Below are 25,315 nucleotides of genomic sequence, written 5' to 3' on the forward strand. Positions count from 1 at the left end.
CAGGTCAGACGGTCTTGTTGGCTTGGACATGCGCCGACAGTGCGCGCAGCGACGCGAAGATGCGACGGTTTTCGTCGTTGTCAGAGCGCAGCTGGAAGCCGTAGCGCTTGCTGATCGCCAGCGCCAGTTCCAGCGCGTCGATCGAGTCCAGCCCCAGCCCGGTATTGAACAACGGCGCCTCCGGATCGATGTCGGCGGGTTGGACGTCCTCCAGGTTCAGACTTTCGACCAGGAGTTCGGCCAGTTCACGTTCGGCAGCGGTTTGCGAGGACATCCAGGATTTCCACAGGTCAGGGTCGGGCAACATGAGTGAGAACAAGCAAGAGCAGCGCGGGCGGCCATCGGCATGCATGAGCGTCGCGTCGGGCCGTAGTGTACGTTGCCGCCGCTGCCAATCCGAGCATCTGCCGCGCAGCCTGGCCGGCGCCTGCGCCTGCTGCCGGTCGTTCTTCACCGATGAATCGGCGCGCCGCAAGCTGGGCGGGCCGCCGGTCAGGCTATCATGACTGCTTGACGCTCGCCCGCCGCAGGTTCGTTCCAGGATGACTTCCACCGCTGTTCGCCCCACCCCGACCGCCATGCCGGCAGCCGGGCCGGCTCCCGGACCGGAGTGTCCGGATGTCCTGATCGTCGGCGGCGGCCCGGCTGGCTGCACCGCGGCCATCGCACTTGCCGAGCTCGGTTGGTCCGTGACCCTGCTCGAGAAGGCGCAGCACCCGCGCTTTCATATCGGCGAGTCCTTGCTGCCGATGAACATGCCGATTCTGGAGCGCCTGGGCGTGCTGGAAGAGGTGCGCGCCATCGGCGTGCTGAAGCGTGGGGCAGATTTTCCCAACGACAGCGGCGGCTACAACACGTTCCGTTCCTCCCACGCGCTCGATGCCAAGGCCGACTTCGCCTTTCAGGTGCCGCGTGCGCAATTCGACCACGTGCTGTTCCAGCGTGCGCGTGCGGTGGGGGTGGATGCACGCGAGCAGGTCTGCGTGGAGCAAGTCCTGTTCGAGGGCGGACGACCGGTGCTGCAGGCACGCACGGCAGATGGTGGCGTGCAGCAGTTCCGCCCGCGCTATCTGCTCGATGCCAGCGGCCGCGACACCTTTCTGGGCAACCGCCTCAAGCTCAAACGCGCCAATGCAAAGCATCAGTCGGCCGCGGTGTTCAGCCATTTCCGCGGCGTGACACGACGCCCGGGCGAGGATGCCGGCAACATCAGCATCTACCGGCATGCGCACGGCTGGATGTGGCTGATTCCGCTGCCGGACGACATCATGAGCGTGGGCGCGGTCTGCTACCCGGACTACATGAAGACCCGCAAGGGCGACAGCGAGGGCTTCTTGATGCGCACGCTGGCGCTCAACGCCGAGCTCAACGCGCGCATGCTTGGGGCCGAGCGCGTGGCACCGGTGCATGCCACCGGCAATTACGCCTACGAATGCACGCGCATGGCCGGGCCGCGCTGGTTGATGCTGGGCGATGCCTACACCTTCGTCGACCCGATGTTTTCCTCTGGCGTATTCCTGGCCATGCACAGCGCCGAACGCGGCGCGGCGATGGTGGATGCGGCACTGCGCGCACCGCACTCGGAGGCGAAACTGCAGCGCGAGCTGCAGCGCGAACTCACACGCGGCGTGGATGAATTCAAGTGGTTCATCTACCGCTTCACCTCGCCCACCATGCGCGCCTTGTTCGCGCACCCGCAAAACACCTGGCAGGTGGAACAGGCAGTGGTGGCGATGCTGGCCGGCGATGTGTTCGACGCCCCCAAAGTCCGCATCCGCCTGCGCGCCTTTCGCGCCCTGTACGCACTCACCACCTTGTCGATGATGCCGCGCGCCTGGCAGTCGTGGCGCCATCGCCGACGTCAGGCCAAGCTCGGCTTCGACGGCGACACCTTGCAACGCGACACGCAACAACGAGACGCTCAATGACCGCTTCCCAGGCCCAGACCACGCACGCCGTGCGCCATCCCCGGCTGCAGGTCGACTATGTCGACCAGGCCGACCCTGCCGTGCTGCTGGCCGACCCGCAGGTGCTGGCCGCGTTCGGCTTCGGCGATGCGGCGCCGCGCCTGCACGACCCGCGCTATCTGCGCGTGCCGCTGCAGCCGTACCAGGCCAGCGTGCTGGAAGTGTGGCGCACCGATGCGCAGGTAAGCAGCGGCCGCGAGGGCAACATCGCCTGGTCCAGCGATGGGCACCTGCAGTTCGGCGTGATCGAGATCGACGAGCAGGATGTGGATATCGAAGAAGCCGCCGCCAGGGCGTACGCGGAAATCACCGCCTTCGTCAGCAACGGCCAGACGCCACGGTTGCTGCGGATCTGGAATTACCTCGACGCCATCACCCTGGGGAGCGGCGATCGGGAACGTTACCGGCAATTCTGCGTGGGCCGTGCACGCGGGTTGGGCGCATTCGACACCGCGCAATTGCCGGCCGCCACCGCCGTGGGCCGTTGCGATGCCGAGCGCATCATCCAGATCTACTGGCTGGCCGCCGCCAATGCCGGCACGCCGCTGGAAAACCCGCGCCAGGTCAGTGCCTACCACTACCCGCGTCAGTACGGCCCGCAGCCACCCAGTTTCGCCCGTGCCATGCTGCCGCCGGCCGGCAGCGACATGCCGCTGCTGCTGTCGGGCACCGCTGCGGTGGTGGGCCACGCCTCGATGCATACCGGCCAATTGCTGGCGCAGCTGGAAGAAACCTTCGCCAATTTCGATGCGCTGCTCGGTGCCGCGCGTCAGCATGCGCCTGCGTTACCCGCGCAGTTCGGCGCCGGCACGCGCCTGAAAGTCTATGTGCGCGAACACGACGACCTGCCCAGGGTTGCGCAGGCACTGGATGCGCGCTTCGGCGATGCGGTCCCGCGCCTGCTGCTGCACGCGGTGATCTGCCGCGATGAGCTGGCGGTGGAGATCGATGGTGTGCATGGCTGACTGATGCCGTGCGTGCGGAGGCCGCAGCCCGGGACGACCTGCGAGCCGCTATCCACTGACATGCGCATTGCCGTATGCGGCATGCGCCAGGCAGAGACGATCATCATTGCGCCAGATGCTGATCTATCTCGTCGCCGACCATGCCGGGCCCAGGCACTGGCCGGCGATATCTCCCGGTCTGATCGTGTGCGCTTTCGGCAAGACCACGTTCTCAAGGAGGCAAAGTGCTTGCTCTGGCAATCCTCCTGGCCGCCGCGCCTGCCACAACGCAGATATTGCAGGCAACGTCGCGACCAAGGGCTCGGTCCCCAGGTCGGACATTTCATGATGGCACAAGCACTCAATGCTCAACCCAAGGCCGTATACACGACTGCAACCGATCCGCTTCGCCCATCAACGATCACGCTGTGCGCTATTGCAATGTGAGTCCATACATGAGTTGTTAACTGACAGCCGTGGAACGTGATTCTTCGATCAAATAGTTTGCAAAAGCTGTGCAGGCAACGAGCATGAACTTTGAGTCTGCGAATGTGAGTGACGGTTCGTCGAGCATTGCGTGACGAATGCCGCTGGAATCTGAGGTATACCCGTATAGCTTGGATAGAGCAGATTTTAGCGCCGGATGAAGTAGCCCCTTATCTTCTAGCGGCTTGAGGGCTTGGCCAAGTGTTGCGGATGGATCTTTGGTCAGTTCTTTGCAGATCGCCTCGACACCGCTTATTGACTCTTTGATCGAGTTTCTATGGTCCGGAGCTTTTCGGTCGGACAGCATTTGGAGAGCAAGCTTGAAATGCGCAGTCGCGCCAGCATTCACAGCTGGATTGCCAAGGGCCTGCTGGATGCTTTCTATCTCTTCCGAGTTTGTTATGGGAGTCACTTTCCAATCAACTATTCGGTAACCGGAAATGTGCTCTTGGAGGACGACGTTAGCAAATTTCGTCAGCGCCTTGGCGAGATCGTCAGGTGCATAGGTAACGCAGAACTCAAGCAGGTCGTAACATTCATTCCAATCGCAGCCGAAATGGAATTGGCGCACTTGTTCGACAGCATCACCTGTATAGTCAGGCGCTTTGTCGATAGGGAGGTTGAAGAAGCGATGCCACAGTTGAAAGATCAGCATTTCAACATTTGATCCCGACACGTGTCCGTACCGCACAAGATTCTTCGCCTTTGACCATACGCATAAATGCAGGGCATCCCACAGGGCATTTCTTAACGGAGTGTCCATTCCGTCAGCCTGGATTAGTTCCCTAATGGGCTTCAGGCCCATGCGCTGTGAAAACGACATTTTTTCCCCTGTCAGCTAACGCTTGAATTAAACCGAGTTGCGAAGCACCTTCGGCTTGAATGAGTTGTAGGCCAGTGAGTGGCCGCGAAGGTTGGATGGTGCAACTATGCTCCCCAGCACTGCCGCCTGGGCCGAGTTTGCCACAGCTTGCGAGATGGAGCTTGCCCAGCGACGCCCCCGTGCGGGGTGCCAACAAAGCCAATGCAATGAGCGCAGCACGGCAATGACGTACAAGTGCGAAGCAACGAACTTACCGCAACCCAGCAACGGTAATGACCACTCCCCCGAAGCCGACCGCATGCATGCCATCGAACCGACCGAAGTAGGACCCACCAACTGAATTGCTCCACCGCAGCCTATCTCTGCGCCCACCCAGCGCCTGACCAGTGAGCCATCCGCTCACCCGGCCGGCGTGAGCGACCTGCAGACGGGCTTACCCAGCCTCACTCACCCTTGAGCAGTCCCAGCACCACATCGCGCGGCAGTTTGCCGGTTTCATTGCGTGGCAATGCCGCGACTTTGCGCAGGCGGCGCGGCAGGAACACCGGATCCACGCTGACGCGCAGTGCGGCCAGCACCTGGGCTTCGTCCAGGGTGGGCGCGACCACCAGCGCGGCGATGCGGCCGACCGCTTGGCCGGGATCGGGCACGAGTTGCACGATGGTGCCGTCGACCACGCCGGGAATGGCGAGCAGACGCCGGGTGAGGTCGGCCAGCGATGCGCGTTTTCCGGCAATTTCCAGCAGATCGGCCTGACGGCCGCGCACCTGGAAACGGCCGTCGTCGGCCACGTCCATCATGTCGGCCAGCAGCACCGGCGTGGCCAGATGCGGCGCATGCACCAGCGTGCCTGCGGCCTGCGTTTCCAGGCGTACGCCGGGCAAGGGCGTCCACGCCGCTTCCAATGCGGTGCGACGCACAGCGAACACGCAGGTTTCGGTGGAGCCGAACATCTCGCGCACTTCACCGCCGAAACGCGCTTCAGCCGCAACGGCGATTTCCGGAGCCAGCGGTGCAGTGGCCGACACGATGCCAGCCAGCGGCGGCAATGCGACACCGGATTCGACCAACGCACGCAGATGCACCGGCGTGGTCACCAAGACACGCGGCGCGGGAATATCTGCCAGCGCACGCACCACATCGTCCGGAAAGAACGGGCGCCCGGCGTGTACTGCCAGGGTGGTCACCATCGGCAGCAGCACCGACAACTCCATGCCATACATGTGCTGCGGCGGCACCGTGGCGACCACGTGCGGCACGGCGTCGGTGTGCGCCCACAGGCTTTCCAGCGCGACCAGGTCCTGGCGCGTGCTGGTCAAGAAACTGCCCCACGTCTTGGGATTGGGTTGCGGGCTGCCAGTGCTGCCGGAGGTGAAACCGATCGCCACCAGTGCGTCGTCGGCCAGTTGCGGAATCGGGCCCTTGGCCTGCGGCAATTCGGCCGGCAGCTGCCAATACCGCGGCGGCGCGAGCTCCAAGTCCAGATCGCCCAGGCAATACGCATCGGCGTGGCGCGCCTGTACTTCGCCCACCACCGCCGGTGCGCGCGACGATGGCAGCAGCGACACCTGCCCGCGCAGCGCACACGCGTAGAACGCCACCATGAACCGGTAGCGGTCCTCGCACAGATTTACCGCATGACGACCTTCGGGCAGCTGCTGCGCCAGCCCGTGCACATGCGCGATGAAGGTGGCCAGATCGACCGACTGCCCCGCGCGCCAGGCCAGCGGCCGGTCGAGCGCACCAACAGCCATCGGATGGGACATAGCGGGAGCAGGCTGGCTGGACATGAAAACCGACGGTCGCAAAAGCGCGCTAGCTTGGCCGCCACCCGCGCTGCTGGCAAGTCGGGAGGTTCCCGCTGCAAGCCGCATCGATCGGCGCGAGCGCCTGGCAATTGGGCGGCCGGCGCAGTTGCGTGTGCGGCGCGTGCCTTGTGCGGCACGGCAAATCCCCTGCTCGCGGGCCGAGATCCTACCTCGGCATGGCAGCGCCGGGCGCTGCGATGCGGCCATTCGCGCCCGCTGTGAATGGCTGTCGTGCGATACCTGTGCACAACGACGTTTTCCATATTCCTGCGAAATTTCTCCCGGATTCGTCTGCGTTTGTGCCAGCCCGGCACGCGCACGCCTGGCTTCGTCAGCCCAGTCGCGTTGAAGAGTTCATTGCTTGGCTGGCGTCTCGCGCCTCGCTGATGCCATGCACTGCTGTCGCCTGTCGCTGCATGCCTTGCGCAGCGCTCGGCACGGTCGCGGCCGCTAATCACGAGCGGTTAGTTGTTGCGCGCTGCACGCAGCCACGCACGCATGACCTGTGGCCCAGCCCGCGGCGAAGGCGAACTGCTAGGCTTGCGCGCTCTCCTTTGCGTCCAGCCGTGTCCGATGCCTAGATTGTTGCCGTTGACCCTTCTGCTGCTGGCCACCACTGCGCATGCGCAGTCTGCCGCCCCGCTCACCATCGAACAGGCGATGGCCGACCCGGACTGGATCGGGCCGTCGGTGGACCAGGCCTGGTGGCAATGGGATGGCAAACAGGTGCAATACCTGCTCAAGCGCAATGGCAGCCCGGTACGCGACACCTATCGCCAGAGCATCGGCGGCGGCACCGCCGAACGTGTGGCCGACACCGCGCGCGCCGGCCTGGATGCGGCAAACCCCAGTTACGATGCCACCCGTCAGCGCATGCTGTTCGCACGTAACGGCGACATCTTCCTGCGAGACCTGCGCACAGGTGCGCTGACCCAGCTGACCCGCAGCAACGAGACCGAATCGCGTCCGCAGTTCGCCAGCGACGGCGGTGCGATCTGGCGCGCGGGCAACAACTGGTACCACTGGCGCGCCGACGGCGGCACCGCGCAGGTGGCGGTGGTCAAGGCCGAGCGCGATCCCAACGCCGCTCCCAAGGCCGATGTGCTGCGCGAGCAGCAACTGGCGACGCTGGCCACCTTGCGCCGCGACAAGGAGCAACGCGACGCGCTACGCACGCAGGAAGATGCCTGGCGCCGCGCCGATGCCACGCGTGCGGCAGCGCCGGTGTATCTGGGCGATGAGGTGGAAATTGTCGATAGCGCCTTGTCGCCGGACGGCCGCCATCTGCTGGTGGTCACACAGGCCAAGAACGCCGACGAAGGCCAGGCCGGCAAGATGCCCAAATACGTGACCGAATCCGGTTACGAAGAATTCCAGGAAGTGCGTACCCGTGTCGGCCGCAACGCACCGGCCGCGCATGCGCTGTGGCTGGTGGATGTCGGCGCGGGCACGGCCAAATCGCTGTCGTTCGATCCGCTCCCCGGCATCGCCACCGACCCATTGGCGGCCTTGCGCAAGGCCGCCAAGCGTGACCCTCTCAAGGGCAACCGCGCAGTGCGCGTGGAAAGCGATGGCGACGGCAGCGGGCCGGCCGTGCACTGGAGCGACGACGGCCGCAATGTGGCGGTGGAAATTCGCGCGGTGGACAACAAGGACCGCTGGATCGCCAGCGTGGACCTGGACAACGCCAAGCTGCAGCCGCGTCACCGTTTGAGCGACAGCGCGTGGATCAACTGGGACTTCAACGATTTCGGCTGGCTGCCCGACAACCGCACGCTGTGGCTGCTGTCGGAAGAATCCGGCTATTCGCAGCTGTATACCGTGGACGGCAACGGCAAGCCGCGCCAGCGCACGCGCGGCAAGTGGGAAGTGTCGATGCCGGTGCCCAGCGCCGATGGCAGCGGCATGTTCTTCCTGTGCAACCAGAAATGGCCGGGCGATTACGAAGTCTGCAAGCTCGATCTGCGCAACGATCAGCTCACCGAGATCACTGCGTTGAACGGCGTGGAAGGCTTCAACCTGTCGCCCGACGGCCAGCAGTTGCTGGTGCGCTACTCCGGCAGCTATCTACCGACCCAACTGGCCGTGGTGCCGGCCACCGGCGGCCAAACCACCGTGCTCACCGACACCCGTACGCCCGCCTTCAAGGCGCAGCCGTGGATTGCGCCGCAGTACGTGCAAATCCCGTCCAAGCACGGCGCCGGCACGGTCTGGGGCAAGTATTACGGGCCCAGGACACCCGAGCCGGGCAAGCAGTATCCGATCGTGATGTTCGTGCACGGCGCCGGATATCTGCAGAATGTCTCCGAACGCTATACCCCGTATTTCCGCGAGCAGATGTTCCACAACCTGCTGGTGCAGCAGGGCTATATCGTGCTGGACCTGGACTATCGCGCCTCCGAAGGCTACGGCCGCGATTGGCGCACGGCGATCTATCGCAACATGGGCCACCCCGAGCTGGAAGATTATCTGGATGGCCTGGACTGGCTGGTGGCCACCAAGCAGGGCGATCGCGCACGCGCCGGCATCTATGGCGGCTCGTACGGCGGCTTCATGACCTACATGGCGTTGTTCCGCAGCCCTGGCACGTTCAAGGCCGGAGCGGCGCTGCGCCCGGTCGGCGACTGGATGCAGTACAACCACGAGTACACCTCCAACATCCTCAACACGCCCGAGCTCGATCCGGAGGCCTACAAGACGTCCTCGCCGATCAACTACGCCGAGGGCTTGCGCGATCATCTGCTGATCGCGCACGGCATGATCGACGACAATGTGTTCTTCAAGGACTCGGTCGACATGACCCAGAAGTTGATGGAGCTGCACAAGGACAACTGGCAGGTGGCGCCGTACCCGCTGGAACGCCACGGCTTTACGCGCGCCGATTCGTGGCTGGACGAGTACAAGCGCATCCTCAAGCTGTTCAACGAGCAGGTGAAGCCTTAGCGTGTTCGGTACTTTGAGGTGAGCGCGAAGCGTCCTGTGGCGCGTCGAGGCAAGGCGTGCGCTGCGCTGCGCTGCGTCCCAGGCTGGCCGCCTGGGCAAGGCGCGCAACGCGGTATCGGCGCGCCACAGGACGCTTCCCCAAAAGATTGGCCGCCAGCGGCACGGAGCGCGCGCCGCGCAGATTGCCTTGGTGCTACCAAGCCGGCGCCACGCAGCACCCGCTCCGCACCGCTGGCGGTCAACGCATCTCATCTCAAGGTGCATAACACGCTCCAAACCCGTCGAGACTGTGCGTGCCGTCCGCGCATAGAGATGGACGACACGCGCAGGGCTCGGGTGTTGCGCGTATTGCACGCAGATGCACCAGGCATCAAGGTGTTCATGGGCGCCCCCACCGGCAACATGCTGGTCGATGCCGGGGTCAGGCCATCTCGCAGTCCCGATCCGCCCATCGGCAGCGACGACGTTGCGATCAGGATCCACGTCGCAGCACGTGCGCAGGCTCACCAACCTCGGCGTCTGGGTTGCTTCGCACTCACCTGTTGCTACGCCAGTGGCTCTAAGCTTGGCGCAGGACCGGCAAGTTGCCATCGCTGCACGCGTGCTGCCCACCGGTCCGCCGCATGACCGGTGCGCCGCCGGCATGATGGCGCTTCCACTCACCACGGGCGCAGGGAAGGGAGACGCGATGGGCCTGTGGGACCGTTTGTTTGGACGCAAGAGCACTGCGGCAGACACGCCGCTCACGGCACCCACGGCAGCGTCTGTCGCTGCCGCAGACGCGTCGGAGGTGGCGGCCGAGATCGACCCCGTGCTACAGCCGGCGCTGAGCGCGTTTCAGCGCGGCGACCATGTCGGTGCCTACAACGCTGCGCAGGCGCAGCTCCACCTTGGTGCCGATGCGCAGCGGCTGTGCGCGCTGTCGTTGAGTGCGCTGGACCGCTATCGCGAAGCCTACCCGCACTGGCTGGCGCTGTACGCGCTGGAGCCCACCGCACACAACGCACTGCAGCTGGCAACCACCTCGGCGATGTGCAACGAGATCGCCCAGGGCGAGCAGTGGCTGCTGACCTTCGACGATCTCAATGCGCAGGAGCGGTCCACCTCGCCGGCGACCGCGCGTACCAGCTTCCTCACCGCGCTCACCCGCGCCGGCCACGGCGCGCACGCGCTGCCGCACTTGGAATGGCTGCGCGAGGCATACGCTGGCATGTCCATCACCGACAGCCACTTCCTGTACGTGCGCGGGCTGCCGTTCCTCGAAGCCTTTCTTGAGCGCAGCACGCCGCTGTTGCGCCAATGCCTGCCTGCCGACGCAGTGCCCGAGTGGTACGCGCAACTGCAACCTGCGCTGGATCCGCCCGGGCAGGCGATGGTGGCGGCCCACATCGCATCGCTGCAATGAGCGCCGTCCGGCCAGCATCGGCGCAGCAGCGTGGTGGCTTCGTCACTCCATTGGCGTGGGTTTCGCTGTTGCTGGGGGTGGTCAGCGTGCTGGCCAATCTGGTGCAGATCGCCATGATCGCACTGACGCCAGGTGCGGCATCGCTAGGGCTGCCCGAAGGCATCACCCTGCCCCCCTCCTGGCAGTGGCTGATCGATCACGCGCTATCGTTATCCGTCGCCGGCGTGGTGCTCTCGGCTGCGTTCTGCGGGTTGAGTTGGGCGCTGCTGCAGCGGCGCGAGTGGGCAAGGCTTGGTTTCGTGGCGGTGTTGCTGGTGACCGGCCTGCTCAATTTCGGCGGACTGGCGTTGATCGGGCCGTTGTTCGACAATGTGCAGATGCTGCTGCCCGCCGATGTGCTGCAAAGCCCGGAATGGCCGCAGATGCAGGCGCGTTTGCAGGCCACCCAGCAACTGTCACTGGTGCTGACCGGCCTGGGTGCGCTGGCGATCGGCTGCGTCCACGCAGCATTGGCTTGGCGGTTGTGCACGCCCGCTGTCCGCGCGGAGTTTTCGCAACCTTAGAGCGTGTGATGCACTTTGAGATGAGATGCGTTGGCCGCCAGCGGTGCGGAGCGGGTGCTGCGTGGCGCCGGCTTGGCTGGCGCCAAGGCAAGCCGCGCGGCGCCCGCTCCGTGCCGCTGGCGACCAACCCTCCGGGAAGCGTCCTGTGGCGCGCCGAGACCGCGTTGCGCGCCTTGCCCAGGCGGCCAACACGCCTTGTCTGGGCACGCCACAGGACGCTTCGCATTCACCTCAAAGTACATAACGCTCTAGCGACTTGGAAGCGGGTAAGGACACTGCAGTCTGCAGCCGATCAGCTGCCTTGCAACGCAATACGCCTCGCTCGCCAGCTGCGCATAAAAACACTGGAAGCTTGCGTGTGCGATTGCCTGGCGTATCTCCAAGCCCAGGTCGAATGCACCGCGCGCCCATCGCTTGCGGCGCACGCCGTAAACCCATCCTTGCGGCGAGGACACTGCACCAGCACATTGGTCGGCAGTTGCTGAAGGTGCTCTTCATACGGAAACGGCGCTGCAGAACACGCACGTGTCGCCGGTCGGTTGCACTGGCATACGACCATCTTGACGCGTCCTTGGCCGCTCACCGTCGCGGGATCCTTGGCGGCATGGATGCCGCCAAGGAGCTTACAGGGACGTGCTTGCAGCGTGTCCCGCGATGGTGGGCAGACAAGGGCGCTGCAGCCAGCGCAAAGACCTCGAGGGAGCGGCGCCCTCACCAGACAGTTTGCTGGTGGTCTTGTCGCGAAACGAAAGCACACCTCGCACGGTTGGCTGACTGTTGGCTGCCGCGCTGGAGTTTGCGCACCGACCAACTCGACTGGTCATTGCCCAGCAGTGATCGCTGCGCTTACATCCGTTTCGCGCATCGCACTGCGACAAACGGGCGCGCTTGCGCGGGATACACCACGCCCAGTGCACGGCTTAGAATTGGGACATGAACGAATTCGACCGTGTACGCGATTATCTGACCGACCTGCAGGACCGGATCTGCGCCGCTGTGGAAGCTGCCGACGGCAAGGCACGCTTTGCCGAGGATGTTTGGAAGCGCGAAGAAGGCGGCGGTGGCCGGACCCGCATCCTGCGCGACGGTGCGGTGTTCGAGCAGGCCGGCATCGGTTTTTCGGATGTGTCCGGGACGCGCCTGCCGCCGTCGGCCAGTGCGCACCGGCCCGAACTTGCCGGTGCGACCTGGCGTGCATGCGGCGTCTCGCTGGTGTTTCATCCGCACAACCCGTATATCCCGACCACGCACATGAACGTGCGCTACTTCCGCGCCGAGCGCGATGGCGCGGTGGTGGCCGCCTGGTTTGGCGGTGGCTTCGACCTGACCCCGTTCTATCCCTTCGATGAAGACGTACAGCACTGGCACCGCGTGGCGCAGGCGCTGTGCGTGCCGTTTGGCCAAGAGCGCTATGCCGCGCACAAGCGTTGGTGCGACGAATACTTTTTCCTGCGCCACCGCAACGAGACGCGTGGCGTGGGCGGGCTGTTCTTCGACGATCTGGGTCAGGACTTCGAGCGCGACTTTGCCTACCAGCGCGCAGTGGGCGATGGCTTCCTGGATGCCTACATCCCAATCGTGCAGCGTCGCAAGGACACACCCTATGGCGAGCGCGAACGCGAGTTCCAGCTGTACCGTCGTGGGCGCTACGTGGAATTCAACCTGGTCTACGACCGCGGCACCCTGTTTGGTCTGCAGAGCGGTGGGCGCGCCGAGAGCATCCTGATGAGTTTGCCCCCGCGGGTACGCTGGGAGTACGGCTTCACGCCGGAGCCAGGCAGTGCCGAAGCAGGTCTGGCCGATTACCTGATTCCACGCGACTGGCTGGGTTGATCGAAACGTCGCCGTAGGCTGGGCGTCCTGGCGGATGTCCACGCAGGTGGTGGCACTGGCAGACACGTTACGGCGCGCGTGGCGGGCAAGCGCCTTGCCTGCTGACGGCTCGATCAACTGCGTCATCGTGCGCCATGCCGCCCGGTGACGGCACAGCAGAGGCGCCGATCGCGTGACGCGAGGCGCGTTGTTCTTCTGCAGAATCAAACTCACACCATCGCCTGCATTGCAGCGTGCCCCGGCAAGCGCGTGCAGGGCTGGCGTGTGCGACGCAACGACGGCAGGCCGACAGATGAATGCGCGCTTCGGCACTCCCATAAACCTGAATGAGTAACGTGGCTACCAGACCGCTGGCGCAGCATGCATCCGCATAGCCGCACCCGGCGAGTTAAGCGGGGCACATACGCTGCAACGCGGCATGCATTGGCGCTGGCGCAAGCGAACGCGTTGCCTGCAGCGGGTCGCTGACGCGTGCACTACACGCCACGCGCCTGCGCAACCGAAGCGCCTGCAGCATCGCAACTCACGCTGCAACGCTTGCGCATAGTGGGAGGACGCAAATAAAAAGCCCCGCAGACCAGGGGGAGGTCGGCGGGGCCAGGGAACGGAAACTTGGGGAGGAGTTTCCGCTCCGAGATCTGCTCCAGGGGATGGGAGAGATCTACCGACAGGCGTTGCGCCCGTCGAGGGATATATCAACATTTTCTACATTGATGGATCGTGAAGATAACTGTTAAAAAAATGTAGAATTTAGGGGGTATTCATTCCATTAACTCAGCTGAATTCACATTATGTTTGGAACGGATTATTGCTGATCTGCGTATTCAGCATATCGCACCCATTCACCGCATCAATGCGCTTGGTCCCAGTTATCGCCAACGCCCGAATCAACTACCAGCGGCACGCGTAATTCGGCTGCGCCCGCCATGCGCGTGGTGACCTCGCGCAGCAGCGTGTCGACGAAATCGACATCGGCTTCGAACACCAGTTCGTCGTGCACCTGCAAGATCATCTTCGCGTGTTGCGCGTGATCGGCGATCCAGCCGTCCACGTTGACCATGGCGCGCTTGATGATGTCCGCGGCGGTGCCCTGCATCGGCGCGTTGATGGCGGCGCGCTCGGCACCGGCACGCTGGCCCTGGCTGCCGGCGTTGATGAAATCCAGGTACAGCCGGCGGCCGAACACGGTTTCCACGTAACCCTTGTCGCGCGCTTGCTGGCGGGTGGTTTCCATGAAGTCGCGCACGCCCGGGTAACGGCTGAAGTACAGCGCGATGTAGTCCTGCGCCTCGCCGCGGCCGATACCGAGCTGGCGGGCCAGGCCAAAGGCGCTCATGCCGTACATCAGGCCGAAGTTGATCGCCTTGGCGGCGCGGCGTTCGTCTGCGCTGACGGTGTCGATGGTGCGGCCGAACACTTCGGCGGCGGTGGCGCGATGCACGTCGGCGCCGGACTCGAACGCGCCCACCAGGCCGGGGTCGCCGGACAGGTGCGCCATGATGCGCAGCTCGATCTGCGAGTAGTCGCAGGCGATCAGCTTGCGCCCGGCCGGGGCGACGAAGGCGCGGCGGATGCGGCGGCCGTCTTCGGTGCGGATCGGGATGTTCTGCAGGTTCGGGTCCGACGAGGACAGCCGGCCGGTGGCGGCGCCGGCCTGGTGGTAGCTGGTGTGCACGCGCCCGGACTGCGGGTGAATCATCTCCGGCAGCTTGTCGGTGTAGGTGCTGCGCAGCTTGGTCAGGCCCCGGTATTCCAGGATGACCCGCGGCAACTCGTGCTGGTCGGCGATGGCTTCCAGCGCTTCTTCATTCGTCGAGGGCTGGCCCTTGGGTGTCTTGACCACCGCAGGCAGCTTGAGCTCGTCGAACAGCAGCGCCTGCAGCTGCTTGGGCGAATCCAGGTTGAAGCTACGCCCGGCCAGCTCGGTGGCCTTCTGCTGGGCGGCGAGCATGCGCTTGGACAGGTCCGCGCTCTGGCGGCGTAGTTCGTCCGCGTCCACGCACACGCCGTTGGCCTCGATGCGGGCCAGCACGTCCACCAGCGGCATTTCGATGTCGCGGTAGACGCGCTCCAGGCCCGGTTCGCTGGCCAGCCGGGGGCCGAGCACGCGATGCAGGCGCAAGGTGATGTCGGCGTCTTCGGCGGCGTAGCGGGTGGCGTCCTCCAGGCTGATCTGCGCGAACGGGATCTGCTTGGCGCCCTTGCCGCAGACGTCCTCGTACTTGACGGTGTTGTAGCCGAGATAGCGCTTGGCCAGGCTGTCCATGTCGTGGCGGGCACTGCCGGAATTGAGCACGAAGCTCTCCAGCAAGGTGTCGTCGGCATAGCCGGCCAGCGCCACGCCATGCCGGCGCATCACGTGCAGGTCGTACTTGCCGTGCTGGCCGAGCTTGCGCACGGCCGGGTCGGTGAGCAGTGGTGCCAGTTGCGCCAACGCCTGGGTGCGGTCGAGTTGAACCGGCGCGCCGGGGAAGTTGTGGCCGAACGGCAGGTACGCCGCCTGGCCGGGCTCGGCCGCCACGCTCAGGCCGATCAAATCGGCTTGCAGCGGGTCCAGGCTGTCGGTTTCGGTATCGAAGGCGAACTGCCCGGCGGCACGCAGCCGCGCGATCCAGCTGTCGAGCTGGTCCTGGGTCAGGATGGTTTCGTACTGGCCGGGCGCCGACAGCGATGGATCCAGATCCACCGCTGCGTTGACCGGGCCGGAGACGAAGCCGGTACCGCGCGCGCGGCCCGGCTCGGTGCGCGCAGTGGCAGCAGCGGCGCCCAGCGCCACCGGTTCGGCCAGCAGGCCGACCTGGGCGGCGACCGCACCACCGAGTTCGCGCAGCGCCTGGGTGAAGCCGTAGCGGGCGTACAGCACCGCCAGCGCCTCGGCGTTGGGCTCGCGCAGGTCCAGCGCGCGCGGGCCGCTGGCCAGGGTGACATCGGTCTTGATGATGACCAGCGCACGGTTGAGCGGCAGGCGTGGCAACGCGGCGCGCAGGTTGTCGCCGATCTTGCCCTTGATCTTGTCGGCATTGGCGATCACGCCATCGAGCGAGTCGTATTCGGCCAGCCATTTGGCGGCGGTCTTGGGGCCGCACTTTTCCACGCCGGGCACGTTGTCGACGGTGTCGCCCATCAACGCCAGCAGGTCGACGATCTGATCGGGCCGCACGCCGAACTTGGCGATCACCGCCGCGTCCGAATCCATGCGGCTGCCGCTCATGGTGTTGACCAGTTCGATGCCCGGGCGCACCAGCTGGGCGAAGTCCTTGTCGCCGGTGGAGATGGTGACGGCCAGGCCATCGGCGGCGCCCTGCAGCGCCAGCGTGCCGATCACATCGTCGGCTTCCACGCCGTCGATGCGCAGGATGTCGATGCCCAGCGCATGCACGATGTCGCACATCGGCTGCACCTGCGCGCGCAGGTCCTCGGGCATCGACGGTCGGTTGGCCTTGTAGTCGGCATACAAGTCATCACGAAACGTTTTACCGGGCGCATCCACCACGAAGGCGATGTAGGCCGGGCGCTCCTTCAAGGTGGCGCGCAACATGTTGACCACGCCGAACAAGGCGCCGGTGGGCTCGCCCTGGGCATTGGTCAGCGGCGGAAGCGCGTGGAACGCGCGATACAGGTAACTGGACCCGTCGATCAGGACTAATCTGCTCATGGCCCGATTCTACGCTGCACGCCCAGGGCACACCGCGCCAGCGCATACTGGCCGGCGATCAATCCGGATAACGACAATGAACAAAGCACGTCTTCTGCTGCTGCCGTTACTGTTGCTCGGCGGCTGTGCCACCAGCGGCGGCGACCGCGCCGGTGGCGATATCCCGGCTGGCGCCGATGTCACCAGCAAGACCATGGGCAATGGCGACAAAGTCGACGAATACCGCGTCAACGGCCAGCTGGAGATGGTGAGGGTGACGCCAGCGCGCGGGGCGCCCTACTTCCTGTACGACCGCGACCACGACGGCCACACCGACGCGGAAAAGGACAAGGTTAATAAGGTGTATTGGCAGCTCTATAGCTGGTGATTGGGAGTTGGGAGTTGGGATTCGGGATTCGTGGGGCATGCGTCGGACGTTGAGACGCCCGGTGGCGTTGCGTTTTTGATCTGCGGTGCGTTGCCTTGGCCGCGCCTGCGAAGATCCACGCTTGCGCGCGCCGCAAACCGGTGATGCGCTTGCGGTGGCGCTGATGATGGGCGGCCGGCATGCAGCAGTGCCCGGCGCTCTTTCACACGGCTGGGCGCTGCCCAACCGTGCTCACGATTGCTGGGCGCACCGCTCAGCGTGCCCTGCATGTCCGGCACAACCGCTGTCTGGCGTGCGCTGCCCGGCCGGACACCAGCTGCCCGGGTTTGTTTGCCTGGCGATGCGTTTTCAGCGGCTCAGTTTTCTTCCAGCGGGCCGGTGACGCGTTGCAATTCGTCGATGCCGGCCGGGGCCAACTCTTTCATCAGCGCCAGGAAATCGCAGCCGACCAGGCGTTGCGCGCGGCGCAGCAGCATCGGCACCGGGCTGGACGGTTCGTGCCGGGCGTAATAGGCGCAGATCTCGTCCAGCCGCCGCTTCACATCGTCGGGGCCGGCGATCTCGTCGTTGCGGCGCGTGGCGCTGGTTGCCGTGGCGGTGGCGTGGCCCTGGTCGGCAGCCTGCGCGTCGTCTTCGGTGAGCGCCGAGATGCCCTGCCGCGCCTGCCAATGCGGCAGCACGAAGCGCTCCAGATCGCGCAGGTCGGTCAGTAGCGGCCGTAGGTCCGGGGCAGCGGTGCCGACACGCTCGCTCAGCAGCGCATCGATCGCGCGCGCCTGCACCAGCGCCTCGGCGATGGCCTGCGCGGAGGTGGCCAGCGTTTCCGGCGCGCAGTCCTGGCAGCAGGCTTCGATTTCGGCCAGGCTGGGGCCGCTCTGGCCGTCGGGCAGCTTGATGCTGCCGTTGGCCACGCGCAGATCGCGCAGGCTGAAGCGGCCCAGCCGCGGCGACTGCACGAACGCGGTGGTGCGCAGCGCGCCGAGCACACCCAACGGGTCGCTGAGGCCGACCAGCGCATTGATGCGCGAGGTCGGGTCGTTGTCGTCGTCGGCATCCAGTTGCGGATGCACGCTGTCCCAGTGGCGCTCAAGCAGGCCGTGGATCAATGCCAGCGCATCGGCCCAGCCGGGCAGGCCGCGCAGGCGCAGCCAGGCAGCTCCAGCGCCAGCGCCTGCACCTTGTCCCAGTCCGGTTCTTCGGCGGCGATGACGCTCTCGCCCAGCGCGCGTTCGGCGCGGATGGCCGATTCGCGCTCCAGGCGCAGGAACTCCGGGTCGTATTCCAGATCCGGTCCGGCCGGGGCGTCGTCGCCGAGCGGCGCCAGCAGGGTCTCCAGGGAACGGTCGTCTTGCATGGCACGGCCTCCATCGGGGAAGCCGCCGCGGTGAGCGGCGGCAGGCAAGTCACTCGGGGTTGCAGACGGCATCCGGGTCGCCGGCATCGCAGGCCGGCTGCTGGTCGTCGGGCAGACGCAGGCCGGGGCGGACCAGGCCGAAGGCGCGATACGGGGTACCGCTGGCCGACAGGTCCACGAAGGCCACGGTGCGGCTGGCCGAACTCTGCGCACGGCCGGCGAACGCCGAGGCCGGCACATTGAAGCCTGAGCCGCCGGCCAGATCGAGCAGGCTGCCGTCGACCGTCGTGGCGTTGAAATACGCCGGCGGCGCGCCGATCGCCGCCACGGTCTGGGTGCCGGTGCCGATCACATAGATCGGGTTCTGCTGCGTCCCGATCTGGCCGGTGGCGGCAAAGGTGCCGGTGCCGTTGCGCAGCGGCGCGCGGCCGTCCTGGAACAGATTGCCGCGGACCGACAGGAACATCGCGCTGTTGCCCGCATCCACGCTGTAGCTGCTGCCATTGGCCAGCACCAGCAACAGATCGCCGCCGTTGGTGAAGCTGAAACCATTGCTGGCGGTGAAATCGCCCAGGCGCACGACCCGGTTGTCGATGAAGCCGGCCGCATCGCCCAGCACCACCGCTCCGCCGGCGCCACCGCTGAGCAGGCCGGCGGTGATCGAACTGCCGGCGCGCTGGCGGATGCCGGCGACGGCCTGCAACCAGCTGGCGGCACCGCTGAGCTGGCCGCTCAGCTGCAGCTCGCCGCCGCTGCGCAAGCGCAGCGAGGGGCCGCCGTCGACGCGGCCGCTGACCAGCAGCGAGCGGTTGCTGACCAGATCCAGGCCTTGCGCGCTGAAGTCACCGAGCGTGTCGATGGCGTTGCCGCTGCCGGTGAGCACGACCGCCCCGGCGGCGTTGCCGCTGAGCTGCCCGGCGCGCAGGTTGCCGGCGTTCTGGGTGATCGCCCCGCCGCTGCTCAAGGCCAGGCTGGCGGCCGCAACGTCGTGATCGAGTACGACGCCGCTGCCGCCGCGCAGGGCGATGGTGTTGGCGCTGAGCGCGCCAGCGGTGGTGAGCTGGCCACCGGCCTGCAGGCGCAGGGCATCGCTGGCTTGCGCAGTCGCCGCCAGGTCGTTGCGATCGACGATGGCGATGCTGCTGCCGCGCGCCTGCACCGTGCCCTGGAAGTCATTGCCGGCCGCATCCAGCACGATCGCGCCGGTGCCGGCATCGAGCAGGCTGCTGCCGACCACCGTCAACGCTCCCTGCTGGGTGATGTCGGTCGCCAGCGCCACCGGCGCCGCTGTCGATTGCAAGCGGGGGCTGCTTGCGCCGGCGGCAGCGGCGGCAGTGCCGCTGCGGGCGACCAAGCCGCCGGCGATGCGCCCCTGGCCCAGATCCAGGCCGGCGCCGCTGGCGACATCCAGTGCGTCCACATCCAGGTTGCCCAACACCAGCGCATTGCGATCGCGCAGGCTGGCCGTGCCGCCGCTCAGGCTCACCGCTGCCTGGAAATCGTTGCCGGCATCGGTCAATGCGATGGCGGCGCCACCGCTGTTGATGCGGGTACTGCCGGTGACGGTCAAGGCGCCGCTCTGGGTGACGGCGCCGCCGTTGCTGGCCGCATCCAGATCGCCATTGACCAGGCCAACGCCCAGGGTCAGCGCACCGCTGTTGCTCACCTGCAGGTTGCCGGTGTTGAGCGTGCCCAGGGTCAAGGCATTGGCATCGCGCACGTTGCTGGCACCGCCGGTCAGGGCGAGCACGCCCTGGAAGTCGTTGCCCGCCGCCTCCAGGGTAATGGCACCGCTGCCGGCATCGACCGTGGTGTCGCCTGCGACCAGCAATGCGCCGCCGGCCTGGGTGATGGCGGCATTGGTGCTGTTCAAGCGCAGCGCGCTGCCTGCCGTGACCGTGTTGCTCAGCGCAATGCCGTTGGCGCCGGTCAGTTGCACGGTGCCGCCGCGCAAGGCGCCGGCAGTGCGCAAGGTGCCGCCGTTGGCCGTCAGCGTCAGCGCGCCGGTGCCGGCGTCGATCTGGCTGGCCGGCAGGTTCAAGTCGCCGCCCGCGACCAGCGAAATCGCCGCATTGGCACCGCTGCGCACTGCAGCGATGCTGAGGTCGTTGCGATCCTGCACGGCGATGGCGTTGCCGGTGAGCGCAACCGCGCCGACGAAGTCGTTGTTGGCATCGGTCAAGGCAATGTCGGCGCTGCCGGCATTCAAGGTGGATGCCCCGCCGACCGACAGACCGCCGCTCTGGGTGATCGCTGCATTGCCGCTGGTGCCGTTCAACGCGCCGCGCACCACGCCGCTGCCGAGATGCAGTGCGCCACTGCTGTTGGCGGTGAGTGCATTGGTGGACAGCGTACCGAAGTTGAGCGCGTTGCCGGCGATCTGCACGTCGCCTGCGGTGAGATTGACCACGCCGTTGAAGGTGTTGCCGGCGGTATCGAGCGCGACGTTGCCACTGCCTGCATTGACGGTGGTGATGGTGCCAACGTCGAGTGCCGCGGCGGTCTGGGTGATCGCGGTGTTGCTGCTGCTCAGCGACAGCGCGTCTGTGGTGATGATGCTGTGGCCGATGGTGAGGCCATCGCGTGCGGACAGGGTGACGTTGCGGCCGCGCAAGTTACCGCCGGTGCTCATGCTGCCGCCATTGGCGATCAAGGCAAGATCGGCGGTGCCGGTATCCAGGTTCTGCGCGGAGAGGTTCAGTGCACCGCCGGCGGTCAACGCGATGGTGCCGTTGGCGCCGGCATTCAAGGCATTGATGGTGAGGTTGCCGCGATCGGCCACCGTGATGCCGGTACCGGTGAGACTGATGCCGGCGCCAAAGCGGTTGCTGCCGCGATTGAGCGCGATGCTGGCGCTACCGGCATCGACGGTGCTGGCGCCCGCCACCGCCAGTGCGCCGGCGTTCTGCACGATGGCGGCGTTGGTGCTGCGCAGGGCAAGCGTGTTGGCGGTGACGGTGTGGCCGAGCGTCAGGCCGTCGCGTCCGAACAGCGTGACGTCGTTGCCACCCAGGTCTGCGGCCGTGCTCAGTGCGCCGCCGTTCGACGCCAGGGTCAGGTTGCTGTTGCCGACCGTCAGCGCCTGTGCCGGCAGGCTCAAGGTACCGCCGGCCGTCACGACGACCGCGCCGTTGCCGGTGCTGGTCAATGCGGCAAGGCTGAGGTTACCGCTGTCGGTCACGCCGATGCCGTTGCCGGTCAGGTCCACGCTGGTGAAGTGATTGCCGGCTTGCAGCAACGAAATCGCGCCGGTGCCCGCATCGACCGTGGTGGCGCCGCTGACCAGCAATGCGCCGCCGTATTGCGTGATTGCGGCATTGCTGCTGGCCAGCGACAACGAGCGCGCCGTGATGTTCTGGCCCAAGCTCAAGCCGCTGTTGGCGCGCAGGCTCACTTCGTCGCCAAGCAATGCGGCAGACAGGCTCAGGCTGTTGGCGACCAGGTTGATGTCGCCGCTGCCGTTGTTCAACGTCGTGCCTGGCAGGACCAGATTGCCGCCCGCGGTCAGCGCGATCGTGCCGCCGTTGTTGCTGGTCAACGCCGAGAGCGTGAGATCGTTGCTGTCGCGCACCGCGATGCCAGCGCCGGCCAGGCTCATGCTGCCCTGGAAATCGTTGCTGCTGTCGATCAGCGCGATGGCGCCGCTGCCGGCATCGAGGGTGGTGGTGGCATCGACGATGAGTCCGGCACTCTGACTGATGGCGCCATTGCCGCTGCTCGCTGCAAGGGTGCCGGCAACGCGGCCGCTGCCCAGGTTCAACGCGCCGTTGCTGACGGCGGTGAGGTTGCCGGTGTTCAGCGTGCCCAGCGTCAAGGCGCCGCTGTCGCTGATCGACACGCCGTTGCCGGCCAGGCTCACTGCACCGCCGAAGTGATTGCCTGCACCGCCCAACGCGATCGCACCGATGCCGGCGTTGAAGCTGGAAGTCGAACCGATACGCAAGGCGCCTGCAGTCTGGTTGATCGCGCTGTTGCGGGTGGACACCGACAAGGTGCTGCTGTCGATGCTGGTCGCCAGCGAGAGTGCATTGGCGCTGAACAGCGAGACCGCATTGCCGACGAGATTGCCGCCCAATGTGAGCGTGCCGTTTTCTGCACGCAGCGTCAGATTGTCGCTGCTGGTCAATCCGCTGCCAGGCAACGTGAGCGAGTTGCCTGCGGTGAGCGCAATGGCGCCGGCGCCAGCGTTGTTGAGCGAGAGCACGGCCAGATCGTTCGCATCGACCACCGCGATAGTGCGGCCGGTCAATGCAATGCCGTTCTTGAAGTCGTTGTCGCCCGTAAGCGAAACGGCGCCGGTGCCGGCATTGACTGTCGCAAGACCGCCGACGTCGAGCACCCCTGCGTTCTGCGTGATGGCGGCGTTGGTGGCAGTCAAGCCAAGGAGGCCGCTGGCGGTGACGTTGTGATTGAGCACCACGCCATCGCGCGCGCTCACGCTGACGTTGCCACCGTCCAAGGTGCCGAGCGTACTCAGTGCACCGCCATTGGCGGTCAGGCTGAGCGCGCCGGTGCCGGTGCTGAGGTTCTGGGCAGGCAGCGTGAGTGCGCCGCCCGCTGTCAGGGCGATGCCGCCGTTGGTGCCGTTGCTGATCGTGGAGACGAGCAGGTCGTCACGATCGACCACGCTGATGCCGGTGCCGGTCAGGCTCACGTCGCTGCGGAAATCGTTATTGCCGTCGGTCAGCGCAATGGCGCCGCTGCCGGCGTTGAGGGTGGCGGTGCCATCGACGATCAGTCCGGCACTCTGACTGATGGCGCCATTGCCGCTGCTCGCCGCAAGGGTGCCGGCAACGCGGCCGCTGCCCAGGTTCAACGCACCGTTGCTGGTGGCGGTGAGGTTGCCGGTATTCAGCGCACCCAGCGTCAACGCGCCAGTGTCGGCGATGCGCGTGGCGCCGCCGGTCAGCGTCACTGCGCCTTGGAAGTCGTTGGCCGCTTCATCCAGTTCGATGACGCCGGTTCCGGCACTGACGGTGCTGGTGCCGGTGGCGGCCACGCTGCCGGCGGTCTGGGTGATTGCGCTGTTGGTCGTGGTCAGTGCCAGCGTGCCGCTTGCGGTCACGTCATGCGCCAGGGCAATGCCGGCGGTACCGGTGAGGTCCACATTCGTGCCCGTCAACGCGGCGCGCGTGGTGAGGCTGCCACCGCTGGACAGGGTGAGATTGGCGCTGCCGGTATTGATCGCGGTTGTCGGCAGCGTCAATGCACCGGTGGCACGCAGCGACAGCGCGCTGTTGCTTCCGAGGTTCAAGCTGCCGATCGACAGATTGCCGGCAGCATTCAACGTGATACCGCGCCCGCTGGCGCTGACCAGATCGCCAAAGGTGTTGCCGCTGTTGCCCAGCGTGATCACACCGGTGCCGGCGTTGAGGTTGCTGGTGCCGACGATGCTCAAGCTACCGGTTCCCGACTGCGTGATCGCGCCGTTGTTGCTGGTGGCGAGCAACGCACCGCCCACCCGGCCGCTGCCTAAGTTCAACGCGCCATTACTGGTGGCGGTGAGATCGTTGCTGTTCACCGCACCCAATGTCAGCGCGCCGCTGTCGCTGATGCGCGTGTTGCCGCCGGTCAGCGTCACCGCGCCCTGGAAGTCGTTGCTCGCGCCGTCCAGGGTGATGGGACCGGTTCCGGCATTGATGGTGCTGGTGCCGGTCGCGGCCACGCTGCCGGCGGTCTGGGTGATCGCGGTGTTGGTAGAGGTCAGCTTCAGCGTGCCGCTTGCGGTCACGTCATGCGCCAGCGCGATGCCGCCGCGACCGGTAAGGTCCACGTTCGTGCCTGCCAGCGCAGCGCGCGTGCTGAGGCCGCCGCCGCTGGACAGGGTGAGATTGGCACTGCCGGTGTTGATCGCCGTGGTCGGCAAGGTCAATGCGCCAGCGGCGCTCAACGACAGCGCACTGTTGCTGTCGAGGGTCAAGGTGCCGATCGAGAGATTGCCCGCCGCGTTCACTGCAATGCCGTTGCCGCTGGCGCTGAACAGGCCACCGAAGGTATTGCTGCCGTTGGTCAGCGACAGCGCGCTGCCGGACTGCAGGAATTGGCTGGTGCCCGTCACCGCCAGCGCACCGGCTTGTGACAACGCGACGGTGTTGGTCAGGCTGAGGTTGCCGCCCACGTCCAGGTTGCCGAGGCTGCTGATCTTGTTGGCCCCGCTGAAGGTGGCGTTGCCACCGATAAAGCCACCCAGGCTGCCGGCGGTGTAGATGCCAGTCTGTTGCACGGCGCGACCGGTGCTCAGGGTGATCGCCCCGGTCCCGACATCGATGCTGCCGGCGCCGGAGGCGATGAGCGACACGCTGCCGTCGGGGCCATTGGACAGCGACGACGCACGAATGGTGCCGCTGTTGTTGATGAGTCGATCGAAGAGGCCTTGCGCCGCGCGCGCCTGCAGCTGGATCGCGCCGCCTGGCGCGCTCAGGGTGCCGGAATTGTCCACCGCTTCGGTCGCCAGACTCAGCTGCAGCGGCTTGTCGATCAACACGCCGAAGCCGCCGCTTTCGAACGTCAGCGTGGCCGCGTCGGCACCGGCCAGGGTGATGTTGCCGGCGGTGGCGGTGATGGTGCCGCTGTTGGACGCCCGGCCGCCGATCAGCACCGCCGACCCGGCAGAAGCGTTGATGGTGCCGCTGTTGATGACCTGCGCCACGGTGGTGCCGCCGGCATCCAGGCTGTAGTCGCCGCGCATGAACTGGGACGCGGTGGTGCCCAGCGTACTAACCACCAGGCCGCCGACATTGATGTTGGCCGTACTTCCGATCAACACACCGTTGCTGTTGAGCAGGAACACCTGTCCATTGGCAGTGAGGTTGCCGTAGATCTGTGTCGCGTCGCTGCTCTGCACCAGGTTGAGCACCACCGAACTGGTGCTGGGCTGGTTGAAGATCATCGTCGCCGACGAGCCGATGTCGAACGCCGACCAGGTCAGCGCCATGCGCGCGGAGGTCTGGTCGACGGTCCGGCTGCTGCCGTTGACGGCATTGATGGTGCCGGTGCCGCCGGCGATGCTGCCGCCGGTGGGCAGTTGGTTGGCCGCCACCTGGGCCAGGCCGCTGACCGGCATGGCCAGCAGGGCAGCGGCCAGCGCAATGGCCAGCGGGCAGTGGCGCAACGGGAGCGTGCGCGGCGAGGTCGCGGGATGGATGGTGGCGTGCATGCGCAGATCCC

12 protein-coding genes and 1 pseudogene are annotated in these 25,315 nt (G+C 66.1%); 7 read left to right on the plus strand and 6 right to left on the minus strand.

Annotated features, from left to right (window positions below; all coding sequences use genetic code 11):
- Positions 1–4: 4 nt before the first annotated feature.
- A complete protein-coding gene (xanC, locus tag FLG15_RS20375) occupies positions 5–274 on the minus strand; it encodes a xanthomonadin biosynthesis acyl carrier protein XanC (RefSeq protein ID WP_005914783.1) in 270 nt (89 codons plus the stop codon).
- Between the two features lie 304 nt (positions 275–578).
- Here xanC and FLG15_RS20380 point away from each other — a divergent pair, with 304 nt between their 5' ends.
- Together FLG15_RS20380 and FLG15_RS20385 are read left to right on the plus strand one after the other, a co-directional pair.
- The gene (locus FLG15_RS20380; RefSeq protein ID WP_150147762.1) at positions 579–1,928 is read left to right on the plus strand and encodes an NAD(P)/FAD-dependent oxidoreductase; all 1,350 of its coding nucleotides are present in this window, start codon (positions 579–581) and stop codon (positions 1,926–1,928) included.
- Positions 1,925–2,932, plus strand: coding sequence for a chorismate transformation FkbO/Hyg5 family protein (locus FLG15_RS20385; protein WP_057680073.1), 1,008 nt, complete (start codon positions 1,925–1,927; stop codon positions 2,930–2,932). The genes FLG15_RS20380 and FLG15_RS20385 overlap by 4 nt, the downstream gene beginning before the upstream one ends.
- A 442-nt stretch (positions 2,933–3,374) precedes the next feature.
- On the opposite strand, the gene FLG15_RS20390 is transcribed toward FLG15_RS20385, so the two are convergent.
- Both FLG15_RS20390 and FLG15_RS20405 read right to left on the minus strand, forming a co-directional pair.
- The gene (locus tag FLG15_RS20390; protein WP_150147217.1) at positions 3,375–4,220 is read right to left on the minus strand and encodes an AbiJ-NTD4 domain-containing protein; all 846 of its coding nucleotides are present in this window, start codon (positions 4,218–4,220) and stop codon (positions 3,375–3,377) included.
- A 443-nt stretch (positions 4,221–4,663) separates the two neighbouring features.
- Complete coding sequence (locus tag FLG15_RS20405) at positions 4,664–6,010, minus strand: AMP-binding protein (RefSeq protein WP_170922295.1); 1,347 nt, start codon at positions 6,008–6,010, stop codon at positions 4,664–4,666.
- A gap of 600 nt (positions 6,011–6,610) precedes the next feature.
- Here FLG15_RS20405 and FLG15_RS20410 point away from each other — a divergent pair.
- The 4 genes from FLG15_RS20410 to hemF all read left to right on the plus strand — a co-directional run bounded on the left by FLG15_RS20410 (position 6,611) and on the right by hemF (position 12,772).
- Positions 6,611–8,971, plus strand: a complete 2,361-nt coding sequence (locus FLG15_RS20410) for a S9 family peptidase (protein ID WP_150147765.1) — start codon at positions 6,611–6,613, stop codon at positions 8,969–8,971.
- A 565-nt stretch (positions 8,972–9,536) separates the two neighbouring features.
- Positions 9,537–10,376, plus strand: a complete 840-nt coding sequence (locus FLG15_RS20420; protein ID WP_170922297.1) for a hypothetical protein — start codon at positions 9,537–9,539, stop codon at positions 10,374–10,376.
- Positions 10,373–10,939 carry a hypothetical protein gene (locus tag FLG15_RS20425; protein ID WP_057680051.1) on the plus strand — a complete coding sequence of 189 codons (567 nt, stop codon included), beginning with the start codon at positions 10,373–10,375 and terminating at the stop codon, positions 10,937–10,939. Before FLG15_RS20420 ends, FLG15_RS20425 begins: the two co-directional genes overlap by 4 nt.
- A gap of 933 nt (positions 10,940–11,872) precedes the next feature.
- Positions 11,873–12,772: an oxygen-dependent coproporphyrinogen oxidase gene (gene hemF, locus FLG15_RS20435; RefSeq protein ID WP_057680009.1), complete on the plus strand. Its 900-nt coding sequence runs from the start codon at positions 11,873–11,875 to the stop codon at positions 12,770–12,772.
- A gap of 850 nt (positions 12,773–13,622) precedes the next feature.
- On the opposite strand, the gene polA is transcribed toward hemF, so the two are convergent.
- The gene (polA, locus tag FLG15_RS20445) at positions 13,623–16,427 is read right to left on the minus strand and encodes a DNA polymerase I (RefSeq protein WP_057680008.1); all 2,805 of its coding nucleotides are present in this window, start codon (positions 16,425–16,427) and stop codon (positions 13,623–13,625) included.
- 76 nt (positions 16,428–16,503) lie between these two features.
- On the opposite strand from polA, the gene FLG15_RS20450 reads away from it, so the two are divergent.
- The gene (locus FLG15_RS20450) at positions 16,504–16,794 is read left to right on the plus strand and encodes a DUF2782 domain-containing protein (RefSeq protein ID WP_017156324.1); all 291 of its coding nucleotides are present in this window, start codon (positions 16,504–16,506) and stop codon (positions 16,792–16,794) included.
- A 356-nt stretch (positions 16,795–17,150) separates the two neighbouring features.
- Here FLG15_RS20450 and tssA read toward each other — a convergent pair.
- Positions 17,151–18,148, minus strand: a pseudogene (tssA, locus tag FLG15_RS20455) (type VI secretion system protein TssA).
- 49 nt (positions 18,149–18,197) lie between these two features.
- A complete protein-coding gene (locus FLG15_RS20465; protein WP_150147223.1) occupies positions 18,198–25,304 on the minus strand; it encodes a two-partner secretion domain-containing protein in 7,107 nt (2,368 codons plus the stop codon).
- Positions 25,305–25,315 lie beyond the last annotated feature (11 nt).

Source organism: Xanthomonas phaseoli pv. dieffenbachiae, from assembly GCF_008639345.1.
GTDB lineage: Bacteria > Pseudomonadota > Gammaproteobacteria > Xanthomonadales > Xanthomonadaceae > Xanthomonas > Xanthomonas phaseoli.

Bases quoted from the DNA above. Each gene is read 5' to 3' on its own strand.
- FLG15_RS20390 (WP_150147217.1), bottom strand. From the start codon at position 4,220: ATGTCGTTTTCACAGCGCATGGGCCTGAAGCCCATTAGGGAACTAATC.
- FLG15_RS20380 (WP_150147762.1), top strand. From the start codon at position 579: ATGCCGGCAGCCGGGCCGGCTCCCGGACCGGAGTGTCCGGATGTCCTG.
- xanC (WP_005914783.1), bottom strand. From the start codon at position 274: ATGTCCTCGCAAACCGCTGCCGAACGTGAACTGGCCGAACTCCTGGTC.
- FLG15_RS20385 (WP_057680073.1), top strand. From the start codon at position 1,925: ATGACCGCTTCCCAGGCCCAGACCACGCACGCCGTGCGCCATCCCCGG.
- FLG15_RS20405 (WP_170922295.1), bottom strand. From the start codon at position 6,010: ATGTCCAGCCAGCCTGCTCCCGCTATGTCCCATCCGATGGCTGTTGGT.
- FLG15_RS20425 (WP_057680051.1), top strand. From the start codon at position 10,373: ATGAGCGCCGTCCGGCCAGCATCGGCGCAGCAGCGTGGTGGCTTCGTC.
- polA (WP_057680008.1), bottom strand. From the start codon at position 16,427: ATGAGCAGATTAGTCCTGATCGACGGGTCCAGTTACCTGTATCGCGCG.
- FLG15_RS20450 (WP_017156324.1), top strand. From the start codon at position 16,504: ATGAACAAAGCACGTCTTCTGCTGCTGCCGTTACTGTTGCTCGGCGGC.
- hemF (WP_057680009.1), top strand. From the start codon at position 11,873: ATGAACGAATTCGACCGTGTACGCGATTATCTGACCGACCTGCAGGAC.
- FLG15_RS20465 (WP_150147223.1), bottom strand. From the start codon at position 25,304: ATGCACGCCACCATCCATCCCGCGACCTCGCCGCGCACGCTCCCGTTG.